Source organism: Bacteroides sp. NSJ-39, from assembly GCF_014287315.1.
In the GTDB taxonomy this organism is placed as follows: Bacteria; Bacteroidota; Bacteroidia; order Bacteroidales; family Bacteroidaceae; genus Bacteroides; species Bacteroides finegoldii.
Genome location: NZ_JACOOB010000013.1, coordinates 74751 through 92697, shown reverse-complemented (window position 1 = coordinate 92697; position 17947 = coordinate 74751). Strand labels below are relative to the sequence as shown.

13 protein-coding genes are annotated in these 17947 nt (G+C 39.9%); 5 read left to right on the top strand and 8 right to left on the bottom strand.

Annotated features, from left to right (window positions below; genetic code table 11):
- Nucleotides 1–3 precede the first annotated feature (3 nt).
- Nucleotides 4–528, top strand: coding sequence for a methylglyoxal synthase (locus tag H8S63_RS14485; RefSeq protein WP_007751921.1), 525 nt, complete (start codon nt 4–6; stop codon nt 526–528).
- Nucleotides 529–608: 80 nt separating this feature from the next.
- Here H8S63_RS14485 and folB read toward each other — a convergent pair whose 3' ends face one another.
- The 4 genes from folB to H8S63_RS14465 all read right to left on the bottom strand — a co-directional run bounded on the left by folB (nt 609) and on the right by H8S63_RS14465 (nt 7342).
- Nucleotides 609–980, bottom strand: coding sequence for a dihydroneopterin aldolase (gene folB / locus H8S63_RS14480; RefSeq protein ID WP_007751917.1), 372 nt, complete (start codon nt 978–980; stop codon nt 609–611).
- Nucleotides 981–990: 10 nt separating this feature from the next.
- On the bottom strand, nt 991–2019 hold the full coding sequence (locus H8S63_RS14475) for an acyltransferase family protein (RefSeq protein ID WP_186927204.1): 1029 nt from the start codon (nt 2017–2019) through the stop codon (nt 991–993).
- A gap of 83 nt (nt 2020–2102) precedes the next feature.
- Complete coding sequence (locus tag H8S63_RS14470; protein ID WP_186927203.1) at nt 2103–4784, bottom strand: 4-alpha-glucanotransferase; 2682 nt, start codon at nt 4782–4784, stop codon at nt 2103–2105.
- A 14-nt stretch (nt 4785–4798) separates the two neighbouring features.
- The gene (locus H8S63_RS14465; protein WP_007767037.1) at nt 4799–7342 is read right to left on the bottom strand and encodes an adenosylcobalamin-dependent ribonucleoside-diphosphate reductase; all 2544 of its coding nucleotides are present in this window, start codon (nt 7340–7342) and stop codon (nt 4799–4801) included.
- Between the two features lie 286 nt (nt 7343–7628).
- On the opposite strand from H8S63_RS14465, the gene H8S63_RS14460 reads away from it, so the two are divergent.
- A complete protein-coding gene (locus H8S63_RS14460; protein WP_186927202.1) occupies nt 7629–8372 on the top strand; it encodes an NADPH-dependent oxidoreductase in 744 nt (247 codons plus the stop codon).
- Nucleotides 8373–8440: 68 nt separating this feature from the next.
- On the opposite strand, the gene dnaA is transcribed toward H8S63_RS14460, so the two are convergent.
- From dnaA to H8S63_RS14445, 3 genes are all read right to left on the bottom strand, one after another.
- A complete protein-coding gene (gene dnaA / locus H8S63_RS14455) occupies nt 8441–9862 on the bottom strand; it encodes a chromosomal replication initiator protein DnaA (RefSeq protein ID WP_007751902.1) in 1422 nt (473 codons plus the stop codon).
- A gap of 351 nt (nt 9863–10213) precedes the next feature.
- Complete coding sequence (locus tag H8S63_RS14450) at nt 10214–11107, bottom strand: MlaD family protein (RefSeq protein WP_186927201.1); 894 nt, start codon at nt 11105–11107, stop codon at nt 10214–10216.
- Between the two features lie 8 nt (nt 11108–11115).
- Nucleotides 11116–12291 carry an N-acetylmuramoyl-L-alanine amidase gene (locus tag H8S63_RS14445; protein ID WP_186927200.1) on the bottom strand — a complete coding sequence of 392 codons (1176 nt, stop codon included), beginning with the start codon at nt 12289–12291 and terminating at the stop codon, nt 11116–11118.
- 81 nt (nt 12292–12372) lie between these two features.
- Here H8S63_RS14445 and H8S63_RS14440 point away from each other — a divergent pair, with 81 nt between their 5' ends.
- Nucleotides 12373–13329 carry a bile acid:sodium symporter family protein gene (locus H8S63_RS14440; RefSeq protein WP_186927199.1) on the top strand — a complete coding sequence of 319 codons (957 nt, stop codon included), beginning with the start codon at nt 12373–12375 and terminating at the stop codon, nt 13327–13329.
- On the opposite strand, the gene H8S63_RS14435 is transcribed toward H8S63_RS14440, so the two are convergent.
- Nucleotides 13323–14486 (bottom strand): exo-beta-N-acetylmuramidase NamZ domain-containing protein, encoded by a 1164-nt coding sequence (locus H8S63_RS14435; RefSeq protein ID WP_186927198.1) that lies wholly within the window; start codon nt 14484–14486, stop codon nt 13323–13325. The two genes, H8S63_RS14440 and H8S63_RS14435, sit on opposite strands and share 7 nt — an antisense overlap.
- A gap of 67 nt (nt 14487–14553) precedes the next feature.
- On the opposite strand from H8S63_RS14435, the gene H8S63_RS14430 reads away from it, so the two are divergent.
- A complete protein-coding gene (locus tag H8S63_RS14430; RefSeq protein ID WP_007767021.1) occupies nt 14554–15090 on the top strand; it encodes an HDIG domain-containing metalloprotein in 537 nt (178 codons plus the stop codon).
- Nucleotides 15091–15179: 89 nt separating this feature from the next.
- On the top strand, nt 15180–17888 hold the full coding sequence (locus H8S63_RS14425) for a putative LPS assembly protein LptD (RefSeq protein ID WP_007767018.1): 2709 nt from the start codon (nt 15180–15182) through the stop codon (nt 17886–17888).
- Nucleotides 17889–17947 lie beyond the last annotated feature (59 nt).

The window sequence follows — 17947 nt, the reverse complement described above, 5'->3', positions numbered from 1 at the left end:
GAAATGGAAGCAAAGGTTAGAAGGGGCATCGGGCTGGTGGCACATGATGCGATGAAGAAAGATCTTATCGAGTGGGTGTTGTGGAATTCAGAATTGTTGATGGGAAATAAATTCTATTGTACAGGTACTACCGGGACACTAATACTGGAAGCATTGAAAGAAAAACATCCTGATGTAGAATGGGATTTTACAATACTGAAATCCGGTCCATTAGGCGGTGATCAGCAGATGGGATCACGTATTGTCGATGGGCAGATTGATTATCTTTTCTTTTTTACTGATCCTATGACTTTGCAACCTCATGATACAGATGTAAAAGCTTTGACTCGTTTGGCCGGTGTGGAAAATATCGTATTTTGCTGTAACCGTTCAACAGCGGATCATATTATTTCCAGCCCGTTGTTTATGGATCCTGACTACGAACGTATCCATCCTGACTATTCCAGTTATACAAAACGTTTCCAGAATAAGCCTGTGGTAACGGAAGCTGTGGAATCTGTGAATAGAAGGAAAAAGAAAAGATTATAAGCTACCAATAGAACTTTTACCATAATTTATTGCCACGTCTGTTATTCTTGATTGGTTCGGAATGGCAGACGTGTCCGTTTTTATTTTCTGCTACAATGGAGCTCTATTCCTGCCGATTCTATGTCTGCCCCCATCGGTGGGTTTCGTTTGGATAGAAACAGATCAATGTCTTCAATAGTAGCGAATTGTTTGAATAGTTTCTTCACAATTCGTTTCCCTACATGTTCAAGTAATTTGGATGAAATATCCATTTCTGTTTTTATAACGTTATATACCTCAGCATAGTTTACGGTATCTGTCACTTCGTCTGTCTGCATCGCCTTGCTGATGTCAACACCTAGTTTTAGGTCGATAATATACTCATTACCAATCAAATTCTCTTGTGGGGCTACTCCATGGTAGGCGTAAAATCGAATCCCTTTCAAAAAGATATAGCTTTTATTTATTTTCATATACTATTTATTATTTAGTATGAATCTGTTTAATTTTTAACAAGTCCTTCTGTGCAACCATTTGCGGGATTACTTTCAGAAAGAGGGGGGTGAGTAGAATACATATACTTAATGTTATGAACAAAAGCATTGTTGCTTGTGCCCAACTATTATGAATGTAGCGTGCTATCAATGGCTCTAGAAAATGGAGTATGGGACCGTGTATGCTTAGGGTGATGATAGAGTACCTTCCTAGATAAGAAATAATTTTTACTCTTTCCACTTTTTTGCAAAGTAGCATAATCATAAATATTCCAGCGAATGCAGCGATGTATACTTGAAAGATATTCCCGGAGTAGTTGTTTGTTCTCATTCCCAATGTAGTAGCAGTAAAATGCATGACTAACAATGCCAACAAAACGAAAAGCGGAATTACCTTATCAAAACGGTGATGTGGAAATAAGAAGAAGTTATATCTACGAATCCAGAATCCTGCTACATAGAAAGGGAGAGCCGTCATGGCAACATCGAGATAGAGAGGGAGTGTTATTTGTGCTTTACCTAGATAAAATCCTGTACACCCGATCAATAAGGTAAGAACAAACATGGCAGGCAGATATTTATTTCTTAGGAAATGGACTAGATAAAACAGGATATTGCAGTTGAATAAGGCTACTAGAAACCAGATCGGCGGATTGAATTTGATAAGGTCATGTCCATGAAATACTATCAAAAGTTCTTTCCATGATACAGGTAAATGGAATACTCCCGGTGCTATTTTCCAAATGATGTATTTAAGGAGGAATGCACTTAGATAGAAGAAAAGAAAAGGGATAATCAACTTGTTTATTTTCCGAAGAATGAATCCTGATAAAGCTTCGTATGGTTTAAAGAAAACTCCTGATATAAAAAAATACAGTGGCATACGGAAACAGGATAACATAGAGCCCCTATCGAGTTGCTCGAAGGCTCCACCAATATGTGTCATGACTACGAGAATGATGCAGACTCCTTTAGTTAAGTCTACAAAATCAATACGTTTACTCGGGGTCTCTTTCATTCTTTTAATAATCTGTTTACACGGATTATACAGATTTAAAAAGGAATTTGTATAATCCGTGTTTAATATAGATAGAAGTCAAATTATTTCTCCGGGTTTCTTCCTGTGTATTGTATTAATTCACTTATCTTGCTATTCAGTTCTTTGGCTTTCATCAGTTGCTCTAATGTGATATGCATCCGATATCGCCAATAATTTCGTGGATTGGATGGAACGTTGATTCGTTCTTCTTCCACATTAGGATTTCTCCATTTTCCATCAACTGACAACCAATCTTGAAAAGACAGTATGCAGAGAATAGAATTACTGTTGAGGTGATTGCGTACAATCTCTTCACAAAGTTCCGGAGTTGCAATGGCAGGAGCTGTGCCATAATGTCCTAACATTGTATTGTAATAACGTTGGGTCTGTTGATAATCTTCTTCCCACCACCCTCGTAGAGTAGACATATCATGAGTGGAAATGGTGCACACAGATCGGTATGGATATTCATTTAAATGTCCGAACTCATACGACGGGTCCTTTGGCATTCGTTGAATTTCCAAACTAAGAATACGTAACTCGTTCATTACGGAGGACACACAAGCGGGAATCATTCCTAAATCTTCGCCACATACCAACATACGGGTAGATTGTGTCAATTGAGGTAACTTTTTCATGGCCTGTTGGTACCAAAAGTCGTTGTGGCGATGATAATAATACTGGTTGTATAATTTGTTGAAAGCATTCTTGTCTTCTTCGCTCAACGAACGGAAAATGAAATCACGTTGCGCTCCGATACGGGGATGGTACTTTCCTTGTTCCTTATTGTCCGGAATAAACAGTACATTACTGATTAAAGAATATAATCCATCACGGATCCAGATACTGTTTTCGTCATTTTTACCGGCAAAGAATTGTTTGACTTCTTGTTGTGTCTCAAAGCCAGGTCTCATACGGTAAATACCGGATTTGTCCACTAACTGGAGAAAATCTTGTTTTACGAGATTGACATAAGGTCCAAACACCTGTCCGAGAAATGATTCATGAATGAATGGAGACAGGTATTCTTCTCGGAATGTGAAACCATAATTTTCTATCTCTTCTCTACTCATCGGTAGGGAGGGAACGAATTGTCCTAACAATCCATGTACGGCATTCATCGGTATTTCCCAAATACGGAAGAAACCGAGAATATGGTCAATTCGGTAAGCATCGAAATATTCGGCCATTTTCTGGAATCTTTTCATCCACCAGCGATATCCGTCCTTTTCCATTACATCCCAATTGTAAGTAGGGAATCCCCAATTTTGTCCGTTGACCGAGAAGTCGTCGGGAGGAGCGCCTGCTTGTCCGTTGAGATTGAAGTAATGAGGTTCTGTCCAGGCTTCCACACTGTTGCGGCTAATGCCAATAGGTATGTCTCCCTTTAGTACGACCCCATTTTCACGAGCATATTTTGTCGCAGCCAATAATTGCAGATGCAGATGATATTGAATATAGTAGTATAATGCGATGTGGGGATAATCTACCGTTTCCGGTTGACACATCTTTTCTATCTCCTGTGCATCGTATACAGAATGTCTCGGCCATTCACGGAAGTCGGAGGTCCGGTAAGCATCACGCAGATAGCTGAAGACTGCGTAAGGTCGCAACCATTCTTTGTTAGTTTCGAAGAACTCCTTGAATTTCTCGGAAGCCAATACTTTTTCCCCTTCTTGCTGGAATATCAGATGGAAGAATTCCCATTTAGCCCGGTTTACAGCCTCATAATCAATAGTTGTAAGATTATTCAGTTCTTGTTGTTTCTGATTGAACCTAGAGGCTGCTTCTTTGTCTTTCAGTGCTCCCATTTGCTTTATATCCGCATACATCGGATGAAAAGCATAGATGGAAATACTGTTGTAGGGATAAGAGTCCGTCCATGTATGGGTCATGGTCGTGTCATTAATCGGTAGAATTTGGATGACCTTCTGATGTGTGTTTACCGCCCAATCGATCATGAGTTTCAGATCACCGAAATCACCTACTCCAAAACTTTTTTCTGATTTCAGAGAAAATACGGGGATGGCAATTCCTGCACCTTTCCACATTGGAATATCAAAATAGACATATCGGTCGGAAATCACGAGTGTCTCGTTCGTCTTTATTTCCGGGTCTGCCAGATAACGATTAGGGTTTTTCTCCCAGCAATCAATTTTTCTTTCCTGTTTATGGCAAAGGATAAATTTATATTCCAAAGGATATTTGAGCTTGCTTGCATCTAGCTCCACCTGCCATTCGGGGAAATTGAAGTCACTCATTAAAACGGCTTTTTCCGGATCCCAGTTACCTAGTGCTTTCTGATTGCCGCAAATGGCCAGACAATAATCTTTGTTGATGCGCGGGGCATAAGCTTTTATTATTAGCCCTTTCTTATACCCTTGCGGAATGTCTTCCCTTTCGGGATGTGATAATAATGCTTCTGTAAAGGCAGAACTGTAAAGGTATAGTTGCTCCGGGATATTTTTCCAGCAATCATTGATTCTATACTTTTTTCTAGGAGTACCGGATAGAAAAAGGCATCGTGGAAAATTGTTCCATTCTTTGCGGATGACGATTCCGTTTTGTTCTATCTGGTAGCTATAATGGATAGTCAATCCTTCTTGAGGAACTTCCAGTTCCACTTCTGCCGTCCAATATATACCGTCTGTAGTGTACATTGGGGTGGATTCCGTCGATAAGCCTGCAAGCTTGACTTCCTCCCCCCAATTGGTACGGTATTCGATATTAAATGATAAGATCATATATTATAGAATGTTTATCCACATCTGGAAGCCCCGCAAGTGGTACAAATCAGACATCCTTCCTGATAAACGAGAGTTTCATTGCCACAGTTCGGACATTTCTTGCCTTTTGCTTCGGTTCCATCCTGGATGTATTTCTTCAGAGCGCGTTCTACACCGTTTTTCCAAGTATTGATATTTTCACTGTTCAGTTGCAAAGAACCTACCAGTTTAATAACTTGTTCTATTGGCATTCGGTAACGGAGTACTCCGGAAATCAATTTGGCGTAGTTCCAATATTCTTTATTGAACTTCTCAGACAATCCTTCAATAGTCGTCTTATATCCGCGCTTGTTTTCAAATTGGAAGTCGTAACGCTTCGTTCCGTCTTCATCTATATTTTTGATGATACGTCCGCTAGTCACGCTCTTAGGTAATAAAATACCTTCATCGTCATCTTGCAGACCGGTGAAGATTTCATAAGGATGTCCATCTAGCAGGCCAACGAAAGCCACCCATTTTTCTTTGTTATTTTGGAAACGTACAACATCTGCTTCTAATATTCGTGGACGCACTTCTACGACCGTAGGCGGTTTGCACGGAGGAAGTTCCTCTTTCTTGTTTTTGTCGGATTTGGCTGAGATAAGTACACCGGAACGGGAGCCGTCACGGTATACGGTACAACCTTTACAACCGGATTTCCATGCTTCCACATATAAACGGTTTACCAGATCCTCGTCTACGTCATTCGGCAGATTAATGGTTACGCTGATGGAATGGTCTACCCATTTTTGGATTCTTCCCTGCATCTTTACTTTCATCAACCAGTCGACATCGTTGGAAGTAGCTTTATAATAAGGAGACTTGGCTACTAATTCGTCAATCTCTTCCTGAGAATAGCGTTTGGACGGATCGTATCCATTGGCTTCCATCCATGTGACAAACTTGTGGTGGAATACAATATACTCTTCGAATGCATCTCCTGTTTCATCAACAAAGTCGACATGAACATTTGTGTCATTCGGATTCACTTTTCTTCTACGTTTGTAAACTGGCAAGAATACCGGTTCAATGCCAGAAGTTGTCTGAGTCATCAGGCTGGTTGTTCCGGTGGGAGCGATAGTCAGGCAGGCAATGTTGCGTCGTCCGTATTTCTTCATTTCTTCATATAGCTCAGGGTCGGCTTCTGCCAAACGTTGGATGAACGGATTGTTCTGCTCGCGTTTGTTATCATATATTTCGAAAGCACCACGCTCCTTCGCCATTTCTACAGAAGAACGATAAGCGCCAAGAGCTACTGTCTTATGTACTTTTTCTGAGAATTCGGTAGCCTCTTCTGTTCCGTAGCGTAATCCTAATGCTGCGAGCATATCACCTTCTGCAGTGATACCTACACCTGTACGTCGCCCTTGTCCGCTTTTCTTATATATCTTTTCCCAGAGTACACGTTCTGCCCGCTTCACTTCGTCGTTTTCCGGATCCTCATCAATCTTGTGCATGATGCGTTCGATTTTCTCCAGTTCGAGGTCGATGATGTCATCCATGATACGTTGAGCTAATGCCACATGTTTCTTAAACAGATCAAAATCGAAATAAGCATTCGGTTTAAACGGATTTACTACATATGAATACAAATTGATTGCCAAGAGACGGCATGAGTCGTAAGGACATAGAGGTATCTCGCCACATGGATTCGTGGAAACGGTCCGGTAACCTAAATCTGCGTAACAATCCGGTACGGATTCGCGAATTATTGTATCCCAGAACAGAACACCCGGTTCTGCTGATTTCCATGCATTGTGAACGATCTTCTTCCATAAAGTAGAAGCATCTATTTCTTTTGTAAATGTAGGGTCGGAAGAATCAATAGGATATTGTTGTAAGTATGGCTTTCCGTCAACAGCAGCCTGCATGAAAGCATCGTCTAATTTCACGGAAACATTTGCTCCGGTTACTTTTCCTTCTGTCATTTTTGCATCGATGAAAGCTTCTGAGTCCGGATGTTTGATAGATACACTTAGCATGAGTGCTCCGCGACGTCCATCTTGAGCTACTTCACGGGTCGAATTGGAATAACGTTCCATGAATGGCACAAGACCTGTTGAAGTTAATGCTGAATTTTTAACGGGAGAACCTTTCGGACGGATATGGGATAGGTCATGGCCCACTCCTCCACGTCTTTTCATCAGTTGTACTTGCTCTTCGTCAATTTTAATGATAGCACCATAAGAGTCGGCAGCACCATCTACACCGATAACAAAACAATTGGATAGGGAAGCAACTTGATAGTCGTTACCGATTCCAGTCATCGGGCTACCTTGCGGAACAATGTATTTGAAGTGATCCAATAGATCGTACAGCTCTTTTGCTGTTAAAGCATTCGGATACTTCGATTCGATGCGTGCCACTTCATTGGCAATTCTCCAATGCATATCTTCCGGAGACTTTTCATAAATGTTTCCGAAAGAATCTTTTACTGCATATTTGTTTACCCAAACTCTTGCAGCAAGTTCGTCACCTTGAAAATATCGTAAAGATTCTTCGTAGGCTTCGTCATAAGAATAAATTTGTTTTTCCACGATGCAATGTGCGTTAAATCTGATTTTTAAATAAGTAATGTGTAGAAGTTTACTTATCGTTAACAAATGTGGATGCAAATCTAAGGATGTTTTTTCATCTATCAAAATAAAAATGAAATAATTTATTGACAGGCTGTAAGTTTTCTGTTTATTAATGATAAGTATTTGATAAACAGGAAAATTTGCTTTTTGTTTAAAGGTTAAAGTTTTCCAAAAAGAAAACTATTCTGTTCTGTAGATATAGCAAAATAGATTTTTCTTTTTATATCTTTGCAATAAAAAAGAAATGTTTGAAACCGTAAAGAACAGAAGGACTATCAGGAAATATCTATCGAAGGATATTACTCCTGATTTGTTAAATGATTTGCTTGAAACTTCATTCCGAGCTTCTACGATGGGAGGTATGCAGCTTTATAGTGTGGTTGTGACTCGTGACGCTGAAATGAAAGAGAAGCTTTCACCAGCTCATTTTAATCAGCCTATGGTGAAAAGTGCCCCTGTTGTACTTACTTTTTGTGCTGATTTTCATCGCTTTTCAAAATGGTGTGAGCAAAGAAAAGCTGTACCTGGCTATGACAATTTAATGTCTTTTATGAATGCGTCTATGGACACTCTGCTTGTCGCACAGACTTTTTGTACGTTGGCAGAGGAGGTAGGGCTCGGAATTTGCTATTTGGGGACCACTACTTATAATCCTAAAATGATTATCGATGCACTCCGGTTGCCTGAATTGGTGTTTCCTTTGACGACAATTACAGTCGGTTACCCGGATGGAATTCCTGCACAGGTTGATCGCTTGCCTTTGGAAGCTGCTGTGCACGAGGAAATGTATCATGATTATACACCGGAAGAAATAGACAAACTCTATGCTTATAAAGAATCATTGCCTGAAAGCAAACAATTTATAGAGGAGAATAAGAAAGAAACTCTAGCCCAGGTCTTTACAGATGTTCGTTATACGAAGAAAGATAATGAGTTTATGTCTGAAAATCTATTAAAGGTGCTTCGTCGGCAGGGATTTTTGAAATAATAGTGAACTGAAATAATGGTTAGTGATTAGTGAATAGGTTTGTGAAGCATGAATCATGAGCCTAATCACTAGTCATTAATTCCTTTTCTTTTTAGTAACGCTTCAATTTCCTGCACTTCTGCGTTAAAACTCTTATCTACTTCCAGTTGTCCTTTCACGGTTTTGCAAGCGTGAAGTACGGTTGCGTGGTCTTTGTTGCCAATGAATTTACCGATCTTAGAAGTTGAAAAGTCTGTGTGATTTTTAGCTAGATACATGGCAATCTGACGCGCTTGCACCACTTCTCTCTTTCTGGATTTAGTGTGTATAGCTGCAGGCTCCAAGTCGAAATGTTTACATACTACCTTAAGGATATCATCTATGGTGACGGCTTTCGTTTCATTGTGAACAACGCCGTGCACGATATGTTGAGCCAAATCCATATCTATTTCCTTATTGAAAATAGTAGAACGTGCCATGATAGCAATAACGATACCTTCCAAGTCACGTACGCTTTCATTCACATTTTCGGCAATATAATCGATTACCTCCTCTGGAAATTGGAGTCCATCGCGGTGTATTTTATTGCGCAGAATATTTTTGCGAAGTTCTACGGTCGGTTTTTCCAATTCAGCTACCATACCCCATTTGAAACGGGTAAGCAGACGTTCTTCAATACCTTGCAACAATACAGGAGCACGGTCGGAAGTTAATATAAGCTGTTTGCCGTTCTGATGTAGATGATTGAAGATATGGAAGAAATTGTTTTGTGTTTTGGTAACACCGGCAAATTCCTGAATATCATCAATGATTAATACATCGATGGTCTGATAGAAATTAATGAAGTCGTTGGTTGTGTTGTTACGTACAGAGTCTGTATATTGCACTTGGAATAAATGTGCCGATACGTACAAGACTCTTTTTTCTGGATAAATCTCTTTGATTTTCGTACCGATGGCATTAGCCAGATGTGTTTTTCCCACTCCAGAAGCTCCATAAAGGAATAATGGGTTAAAAGCAGTTCCTCCAGGTTTTAGCGCTACGGCTTCGGCTACACTTCTTGAAAGTTTGTTACTGTATCCTTCAATGAAGTTTTCGAAATTATAATTAGGATTCAAATGCGGATCTAAATCTTGAACAGCAGGAGCCTGCAAGAAATTAGGGGCTTTGTTTCCATCAAATATGTTTTTAGGAGTTACAGCCGTAGAACGATTGCTTGCTTCGAGATTCACGGTTTGGTTTGGAATCGAAGTTTTGTCTACCATGACGTTGTACATCAACTTGGTTCCTTCGCCAATGACCTTATACAAAGTCTTGCGTATTAAATCTACAAATCTTTCCTCCAGAATCTCATAGAAAAACTGGCTGGGAATCTGTAAATACAAAGTCTTGTCCTCATATTTTAATGGAACAATAGGGGCAAACCAAGTGTTGTATGTCGTATCGGGAACATTGTCTTTTATGATATCAAGACAGCGGTTCCAAAGTACGACATGATTTGATTCTATCATAGTAACTTTTAATACATTTATTAATTAAGCAAAACTTCTACGTTTGCAAAATTGGGAATCTTATTCGGAAAAAACAAATCTATTTTTTCTTGTTTTTTTCAAGTGAATAATAACATGTTTACTTTCAATGACTTATGTGTTTATGTCTTTGTACTATCACTAATCCCGCTTTTGCTATTTTGTAAGTGTCTGTTATATAGAATATTATATATAAAAGCTCTGTTTTTCTTCTCTCATTCTCATGTTTGTATAGGAATCTTATTTCGGTTTATAGATAGACATTTGAGATGCAAAAAACTTGCTTTTTATAGCAATTCGTTATTTAGATAAAATCTATATAACGGGATTTTATTACTTGTCTTTCTTTCCGAATAAGGAGAAGTGAACGTAGCGCTTCGGGTGCTCTTTCAAGTCTTTCAATAAGCCTGCTGCATTTTCAGTTGTAGCATTTAGATTATTGTATAAAGTCGGGTCGTTGAAGAGTAATCCGAGTGTGTTATCTTTGCTATTCAATTTTTCTGTAAGCATCTTTACATTGGATAATGTTTCGTCTATTTTCTTGAAAGTAGCTGCATAGTCAACTTCTTTAAGATTACCGCTGATGGTTACGAAGTTGTCTCCAATTGTATTCAGTTTGCTGGTAAGCTTTGGAATATCATTGCTCATGAGACCTTTAACCTGAGAACTGACTACGGCCAAGTTGGCAGTGGTCTTTTCTATTGAATGTAGGGTGGCAGGAATACTCTTGTCACCTAAAATTGTATTCAGAGAAATAAGGATAGAATCCAGTTTAGGTAACATTTCCTGTACTTGTGGCATTAACTTTGCCACACTTTCCATCATTCCATTATTCAGTGTACCGGGAATAGTATCTCCTACGGCATATTTTTCGCGGGGATTGTTTGCCAAAAGAATATTCATGCGTACTCCTCCCATCAGTTCGGATACCAGTTCGGCGCTACTTCCTTTAGGAATTCGTAGTTCGGTGTCCAGTTCTACTTCTACAACCACATTTCCGGGATTAGTATAATCATAAAATATATCGCGTACAATACCTACACGAACACCGTCTGCGAATACTGGGCTCGACTTAGTCAGTCCGTTAACATTCTGAAATTTAGCATAGAAATAGCTGGAAGGTTGAAACATATGTATTCCTTTCAGCCAGTTAATCCCATAAACAAGTACACACAGTGCAATGATACCTGCGATACCTATTCTGACTTCTTTTGTAATATACTTCATTTTATCTTTTATTTATTTCTTCTTTTCTTAAACTCGGCAATTGCTTCATTGACATTCATTTTTTCACCGTCTCGGAAAGCGATGATAAAAGCGTCTTTGAACTTGGCTGTAATAGTACGTTTGGTACGTAGTACCTTATTATAATCACCGGAGGCACCATATGTGTATTTATATATATCTTTTTCTTTATAATAATCTACACCTTTCAATCCTTTCAGTCTTTTGTCATTTTTAGCAAGAGGTTTGGAAGAGGTAAGTATTTGTATCTTAAACGTAATTTCATTGTCATTAGTTGCATTTTCTGCAACCTTTTGAACGGTTACGGGTCTATCGTTTTCTTTCTCTATCTCTTGTCCTTTTTGTTCGGTCGGTATTACAGTCTTGCTGACTCCGGTTAGCCGTATTTCGTGCTCTCTTTTATAATTGAGAAAAGCATGATAAATACCTTTAGCCATGGTTGTAGCTCCCGTTTCGGAGTTCAGATAACGTTCCTCCTCAGGGGTGGAGATGAATCCTAATTCTATCAGAATACTTGGCATGGCACTTGCTTTTAAGACGAGGAAGCCGGCTTGATGTACTCCACGGTCTAAACGTTTGCAAGTATGACGAAATTGTTTTTGCATCAAAGACGCCAGGTGCACACTTTGTTCCATGTATTTATCCTGCATGAATTCAAATATGATATAAGACTCAGCTGAGTTAGGATTGAATCCTGCATACCGAGTCTGATAGTCGCTTTCGTAGAGAATTACTGAATTTTCCCGTTTAGCTACTTCTAGATTGGCGTCCGATTTAGCCAAACCGAGTGTCCAGGTAGATGCTCCTTTTGCAGTACGGTTGTTTGCCAATGCATTAGTATGAATAGAAATAAAAAGATCTGCTTTCGCATTGTTTGCTATTTCCGCCCTTCGACCTAGAGGGATAAAAACATCTTTGCTACGGGTATAGATCACTTTAACGTCATCACAATTGTTTTTTATCAGATTTCCTACTTTTAAGGCAACGTTCAGATTGATATTCTTTTCTTTTGAGATTTTTCCAATGGCGCCGGGGTCGTGTCCGCCATGTCCGGCATCAATGACCACGATAAAATCTTTCCCCCATAAATGGCTGGTGCATGAGGGTAAGAAAAGAAGCCAGAGGCAAATGCATATATGTAATATGTAGGATCTATTCAGTTTCATATTTATAATACGGTGCAAATGTAGTAGAAATTTATAGAAAACTTATTATTTGCCATTAAGTTTTGTGTTTTTTTCGGTTTAATGATAGCTTTTTTCCTGAAATCTCCGTTACTTTGCGTTCCGAAGTTAAAATGTATGACGATGCTTAAGTTTTTGAAGAATTGGACATTGCCTATTGCCATGTTGGTGGGTGCTGTGGGTTATCCGTTATTTATCTGCCTCTCTTTTCTGACTCCGTATCTTATCTTTACGATGTTGCTGTTGACATTCTGTAAGGTATCTCCGCGCGATTTAAAGCTTAGGCCGCTTCATGTATGGTTATTACTGATTCAGATTATCGGGGCGTTGGCTGCTTATTTGCTGTTGTTTCGGTTTGATAAGATTGTGGCGGAAGGGGTGATGGTTTGTATTATTTGTCCGACAGCCACTGCTGCTGCCGTGATAACTTCGAAACTGGGTGGGAGTGCGGCAAGTCTGACCACTTATACGTTACTTGCTAATATCGGAGCTGCCATTGCGGTACCTATTCTTTTTCCATTAGTGGAGGTTCATCCTGATGTTAGTTTTTTGGAAGCGTTCTTTGTTATTTTAAGCAAAGTATTTCCTCTACTGATTTGTCCGTTTCTGGCTGCATGGTTATTGAGCAAATTTTTGCCAAAAATACATCGGAAATTATTGAGTTATCATGAACTTGCTTTCTACTTGTGGGCAGTTTCGCTAGCTATCGTGACGGCACAGACGCTGTATTCGTTATTGAATGACCCTGCGGATGGATTTACTGAAATTATGATTGCTGTTGGAGCATTGGCAGCTTGTTGTTTACAGTTCTTTTTTGGAAAGACTATCGGCTCTATTTATAACGACCGCATCAGTGGCGGACAGGCATTAGGGCAGAAAAATACGATTCTAGCTATCTGGATGGCCCATACTTATCTGAATCCATTGTCTGCTGTTGCACCTGGATCGTATGTTTTGTGGCAAAATATCATTAATAGTTGGCAATTGTGGAAGAAAAGAAAGCGAGAAGAGAATCAATAAAGCAGATACTTCTTTCTCGTCTCCCGATAAGCCTGTAATTCTTTTTTCCAACTATTTCGAATAGTTTCTTCAGATTCTCCTCTGAGAATAGCTTTGCGCACCGTGTCGGTTCCCATAAGTAAATCAAACCATCGGGGTCGGGAAAAGAATCCGGTCCCTTCACCTGATATTTGATAAAAACGTAGGAAGTAGTAAAGGGTAAAACCACTAATATTCGCGTTGTTCCGTAAGTCTTCTCCGTAACAAGCTATTCCTTGATGTAATGGATTCTTGTCGAATCCGGGCAGGGAACGAGGAGTGAAAACGAAACTGCCATATTTTTTATTGGGTGCACCTAATACCTGAAAAGGAAAGGTTGTTCCCCGTCCTACGCTGATGTGGGTTGCCTCAAAAGGACAAAGTGATGCATACAAACGAATAGACTGGTCATTGGGCAGATTAGGAGAAGGTTTAATCGGAAGCGAATAGGGTTCTCCATGTTTCCAGCCTGTCATTGGAATTACTTTTAATAAGCAGGCGTTTTTTTTGTTGGCAATCCATCCTTCTCCGTTTATCATTTGCGCCAGCTCGCCTATGGTACATCCATGAAGTATAGGAATGGGAAGCATACCAACAAAACTCCGATAGGGGGATTTGAGTATCGGACCGTCTATATAGTCACACGGGTTAGGCCGATCCAGTACGAGCATTTCCTTTCTGTTTTCTGCACAAGCCTCCATGACATAGTACATTGTACTGATGTAGGTATAAAAGCGTGCTCCTACATCTTGGATATCAAACAAGATGACATCAATGTCTTTTAATTGACCGGCGGTAGGCTTCTTATTATTGCCATAAAGTGAAATAATAGGGATACCGGTGCGTAGGTCCTTTCCATCCTTTACTGTTTCGCCCGCATCCGTATTGCCACGAAAACCGTGTTCAGGGGCAAATACTTTCACTATTTTTATATCCAACTTTAATAAGGTGTCGAGCAGATGAGTCTGTTCTATTCCTACAATAGAAGTGTGATTGACTACCATTCCGACACGTTTGCCTTGAATAAGTGATAAGTATTGTGCGATATGTTCTGCACCGGTTGTTATCTTACTGTGGGTATATCCTGAAGGGGATATAGCGAGTAGAAAAAAAAGAATGAGCAAAGTTCTAGCTTGCATGTCGGTATTTTTTTGTAATATTGCACAAAAATATTAATTTCTCATCAAGAGAACAAAAAAACGACACATGAATCCATACGAAATCATTGATAAGTATTATCCGGAGAATACGGAACAGCGACAAATCTTAGTAATACACAGCCTTTCAGTGTCAGGAAAGGCTATGAAGATGCTAGATGCACATCCGGAGTTGCATTTGAACCGGAGCTTTGTGAAAGAGGCCGCTCTTTTGCATGATATCGGTATCTTTCAGACAGATGCTCCGTCCATTCGATGTTTCGGTACTCATCCTTATATTGCTCATGGATATTTAGGAGCTGAAATTTTGCGTGCTGAAGGTTTTCCTCAACATGCGTTAGTTTGTGAACGCCATACAGGAGCCGGTCTTTCCTTGCAGGATATTATTGATCAGCAACTTCCGGTACCTCACCGTGAGATGCTTCCTGTCACATTGGAAGAGCAATTGATTTGTTTTGCGGATAAGTTCTTTTCTAAGACTCATTTGGATGAGGAAAAGACGGTGGAGAAAGCACGGAATAGTATTGCAAAATATGGTGAAGAAGGGCTAAACCGTTTTGACAGATGGTGCTCTCTCTTTTTATAGCACTAAAAAATAATTAAATAACGGAGATTCTAACTCATAATTGGTGAAGTTTGTGTACTTTTGCCACTTCAAGCGTAAACTATTAGTTAATGGCGCCATTGAAAGCAAGAATACTTATATCATTTATACTGCTGATTGTCTTACTGATGCTTCCCGATGAGGCTACGTCTCAACGTCGAAGGAGAGGAATGATTACCTCCAATACTGCACAAAAAGATTCACTACAAGGAAGCGATTCGTTGAAGGCAGATACGGTTACGGTACGCATTGATTCTATAGCACCTGTTAAGAAGAAGCAACCGCTCGATGCACCGGTTGTTTATGAATCCAACGACTCCACTGTTTTTACATTGGGAGGATCGGCCACACTTTATGGTAGTGGAAAAGTGAACTACCAGAATATAGAGTTAGCTGCGGAGGTTATCTCGATGAATCTTGACAGCAGTACGGTTCATGCATACGGTATTAAAGATTCTACCGGAGTGGAGAAAGGTAAACCGGTCTTCAAGGAAGGGGATACTTCTTATGATACGGAGACTATCCGCTATAATTTCAAAACTAAAAAAGCCGGGATTACCGATATTGTCACTCAGCAAGGTGAAGGTTATGTGACCGGAAGCAAAGCTAAGAAAGGGGCCAATGATGAAATCTTTATGGAACACGGTCGCTATACAACTTGCGATCATCATGATCATCCTCACTTCTATATGCAGCTGACTCGTGCAAAAGTGCGTCCTAAAAAGAATGTGGTGACAGGACCTGCTTATTTGGTAGTGGAAGATGTTCCTTTGCCATTGGCTGTACCGTTTTTCTTTTTTCCGTTCTCTAGTAGTTATTCATCCGGTTTTATAATGCCGACTTACATGGACGACTCCAGCCGTGGTTTCGGTTTGGCTAACGGAGGATATTATTTTGCTATCAGTGATATTATGGATTTGAAGATGACGGGAGATATCTTTACAAAAGGTTCATGGAGGCTTTCCGGGTTGACAAACTATAATAAACGCTATAAATATTCCGGGACGTTGCAGGCGGATTATCAGGTCACCAAAACGGGTGACAAGGGGATGCCGGACTATGCGGTATCTAAAGACTTTAAAATTGTTTGGAATCATCGTCAAGACGCTAAAGCCAGTCCGAACAGTACTTTCTCGGCCAGTGTAAATTTCTCGACCAGTAGTTACGAACGTTCTAATATCAACAACCTCTACAACTCTCAGTTGCTGACTCAGAATACGAAAACATCAAGTATCAGTTATTCACGTAGTTTTCCCGATATCGGCCTGACGCTTTCCGGGACGACCAATATCGCTCAGACAATGCGTGATTCTTCTATTGCGGTAACCTTGCCCGACCTTAATATTACATTGAGCCGTCTGTTTCCATTCAAACGCAAGAAGGCTGCGGGAGCCGAACGTTGGTATGAAAAGATATCCATTAGTTATACCGGACGTCTGACAAACAGTATTCGTACAAAGGATGACCGTTTGTTTAAAGCAGGGCTGAGCGAGTGGGAAAATGCAATGAATCATAATATTCCTATCAGTGCTACTTTTACATTGTTCAAGTATTTGCAGGTTTCTCCTTCAGTTAATTATACGGAACGTTGGTATACCCGTAAAATTAATCAGCAGTATAATGAAGTGGATCACAGATTGGAGTCGTTGCCGGGTGATACGTTGAACGGTTTCTACCGAGTGTCTAACTATTCGGCAAGTTTGAGCCTGAGCACGAAGCTTTATGGTATGTATAAACCTCTTTTCGCAAAGAAGAAAGAAATACAAATCCGCCACGTATTTACTCCGCAAGTGAGTTTGAGCGGTGCTCCGGGATTCAGTAAATATTGGGAGGAATACACAGACTATAATGGTAACACGCAATATTATTCACCTTTCACTGGACAGCCTTACGGTGTGCCTTCGCGTGAAGGTTCGGGTACGGTTAGTTTCTCTATTTCCAATAATCTGGAAATGAAGTATTATGATGCAAAGAAAGATACACTGAAAAAGGTGAGCTTAATCGATGAATTTGGAGCGAGTATGTCTTATAATATGGCAGCCAAAGAACGGCCATGGAGTGATTTGAGTATGAATCTCCGTTTGAAACTGACCAAGAATTATACGTTCAATATGAATGCGTCATTCGCTACTTATGCCTACACGTTCGATAAAAATGGTAATGTGGTTACCGGCAATCGTACAGAATGGTCTTATGGGCGTTTCGGACGTTTTCAAGGCTATGGATCTTCTTTTAATTATACTTTCAACAACGATACCTGGAAGAAATGGTTCGGACCGAAAGAGGAACAGGGGAAGGATAAGAAAAAAGGAGACGAGGAGGATGAAGATTCAGACGGGAGCGATGAAGAAGAGGCTACAACTAAGAAAGTAGAGAAAGCCGCGGCTGATGCGGATGGTTATCAAGTGTTTAAAATGCCGTGGTCATTAAGTCTTAGTTACTCATTTAATATTCGTGAGGATAGATCGAAGCCGATTAATCGTCATTCAATGAGATATCCTTATACCTACACACATAATATCAATGCGAATGGAAATGTGAAGATCTCCAATAATTGGTCGCTCTCATTCAATTCCGGTTATGATTTTCAGGCAAAAGAAATTACGCAAACCTCTTGTACTATCACACGTGATTTGCATTGTTTCAACTTGTCTGCCAGTCTTTCGCCTTTCGGACGTTGGAAATACTACAATGTGACAATCCGTGCGAATGCAAGTATCTTGCAAGACTTGAAGTATGAGCAGAGAAGCCAGACTCAGAGTAATATTCAATGGTACTAAAATAGGTGAATATATAAAAAATGGCGGCATTTATTACGAAAGAAAAATGCCGCCACTTT

Coding starts and splice junctions, on each gene's coding strand:
- H8S63_RS14485 (WP_007751921.1), top strand. CDS start 4: ATGGAAGCAAAGGTTAGAAGGGGCATCGGGCTGGTGGCACATGATGCG.
- folB (WP_007751917.1), bottom strand. CDS start 980: ATGAAAATAAATAAAAGCTATATCTTTTTGAAAGGGATTCGATTTTAC.
- H8S63_RS14475 (WP_186927204.1), bottom strand. CDS start 2,019: ATGAAAGAGACCCCGAGTAAACGTATTGATTTTGTAGACTTAACTAAA.
- H8S63_RS14470 (WP_186927203.1), bottom strand. CDS start 4,784: ATGATCTTATCATTTAATATCGAATACCGTACCAATTGGGGGGAGGAA.
- H8S63_RS14460 (WP_186927202.1), top strand. CDS start 7,629: ATGTTTGAAACCGTAAAGAACAGAAGGACTATCAGGAAATATCTATCG.
- dnaA (WP_007751902.1), bottom strand. CDS start 9,862: ATGATAGAATCAAATCATGTCGTACTTTGGAACCGCTGTCTTGATATC.
- H8S63_RS14450 (WP_186927201.1), bottom strand. CDS start 11,107: ATGAAGTATATTACAAAAGAAGTCAGAATAGGTATCGCAGGTATCATT.
- H8S63_RS14445 (WP_186927200.1), bottom strand. CDS start 12,291: ATGAAACTGAATAGATCCTACATATTACATATATGCATTTGCCTCTGG.
- H8S63_RS14440 (WP_186927199.1), top strand. CDS start 12,373: ATGATAGCTTTTTTCCTGAAATCTCCGTTACTTTGCGTTCCGAAGTTA.
- H8S63_RS14435 (WP_186927198.1), bottom strand. CDS start 14,486: ATGCAAGCTAGAACTTTGCTCATTCTTTTTTTTCTACTCGCTATATCC.
- H8S63_RS14430 (WP_007767021.1), top strand. CDS start 14,554: ATGAATCCATACGAAATCATTGATAAGTATTATCCGGAGAATACGGAA.
- H8S63_RS14425 (WP_007767018.1), top strand. CDS start 15,180: ATGGCGCCATTGAAAGCAAGAATACTTATATCATTTATACTGCTGATT.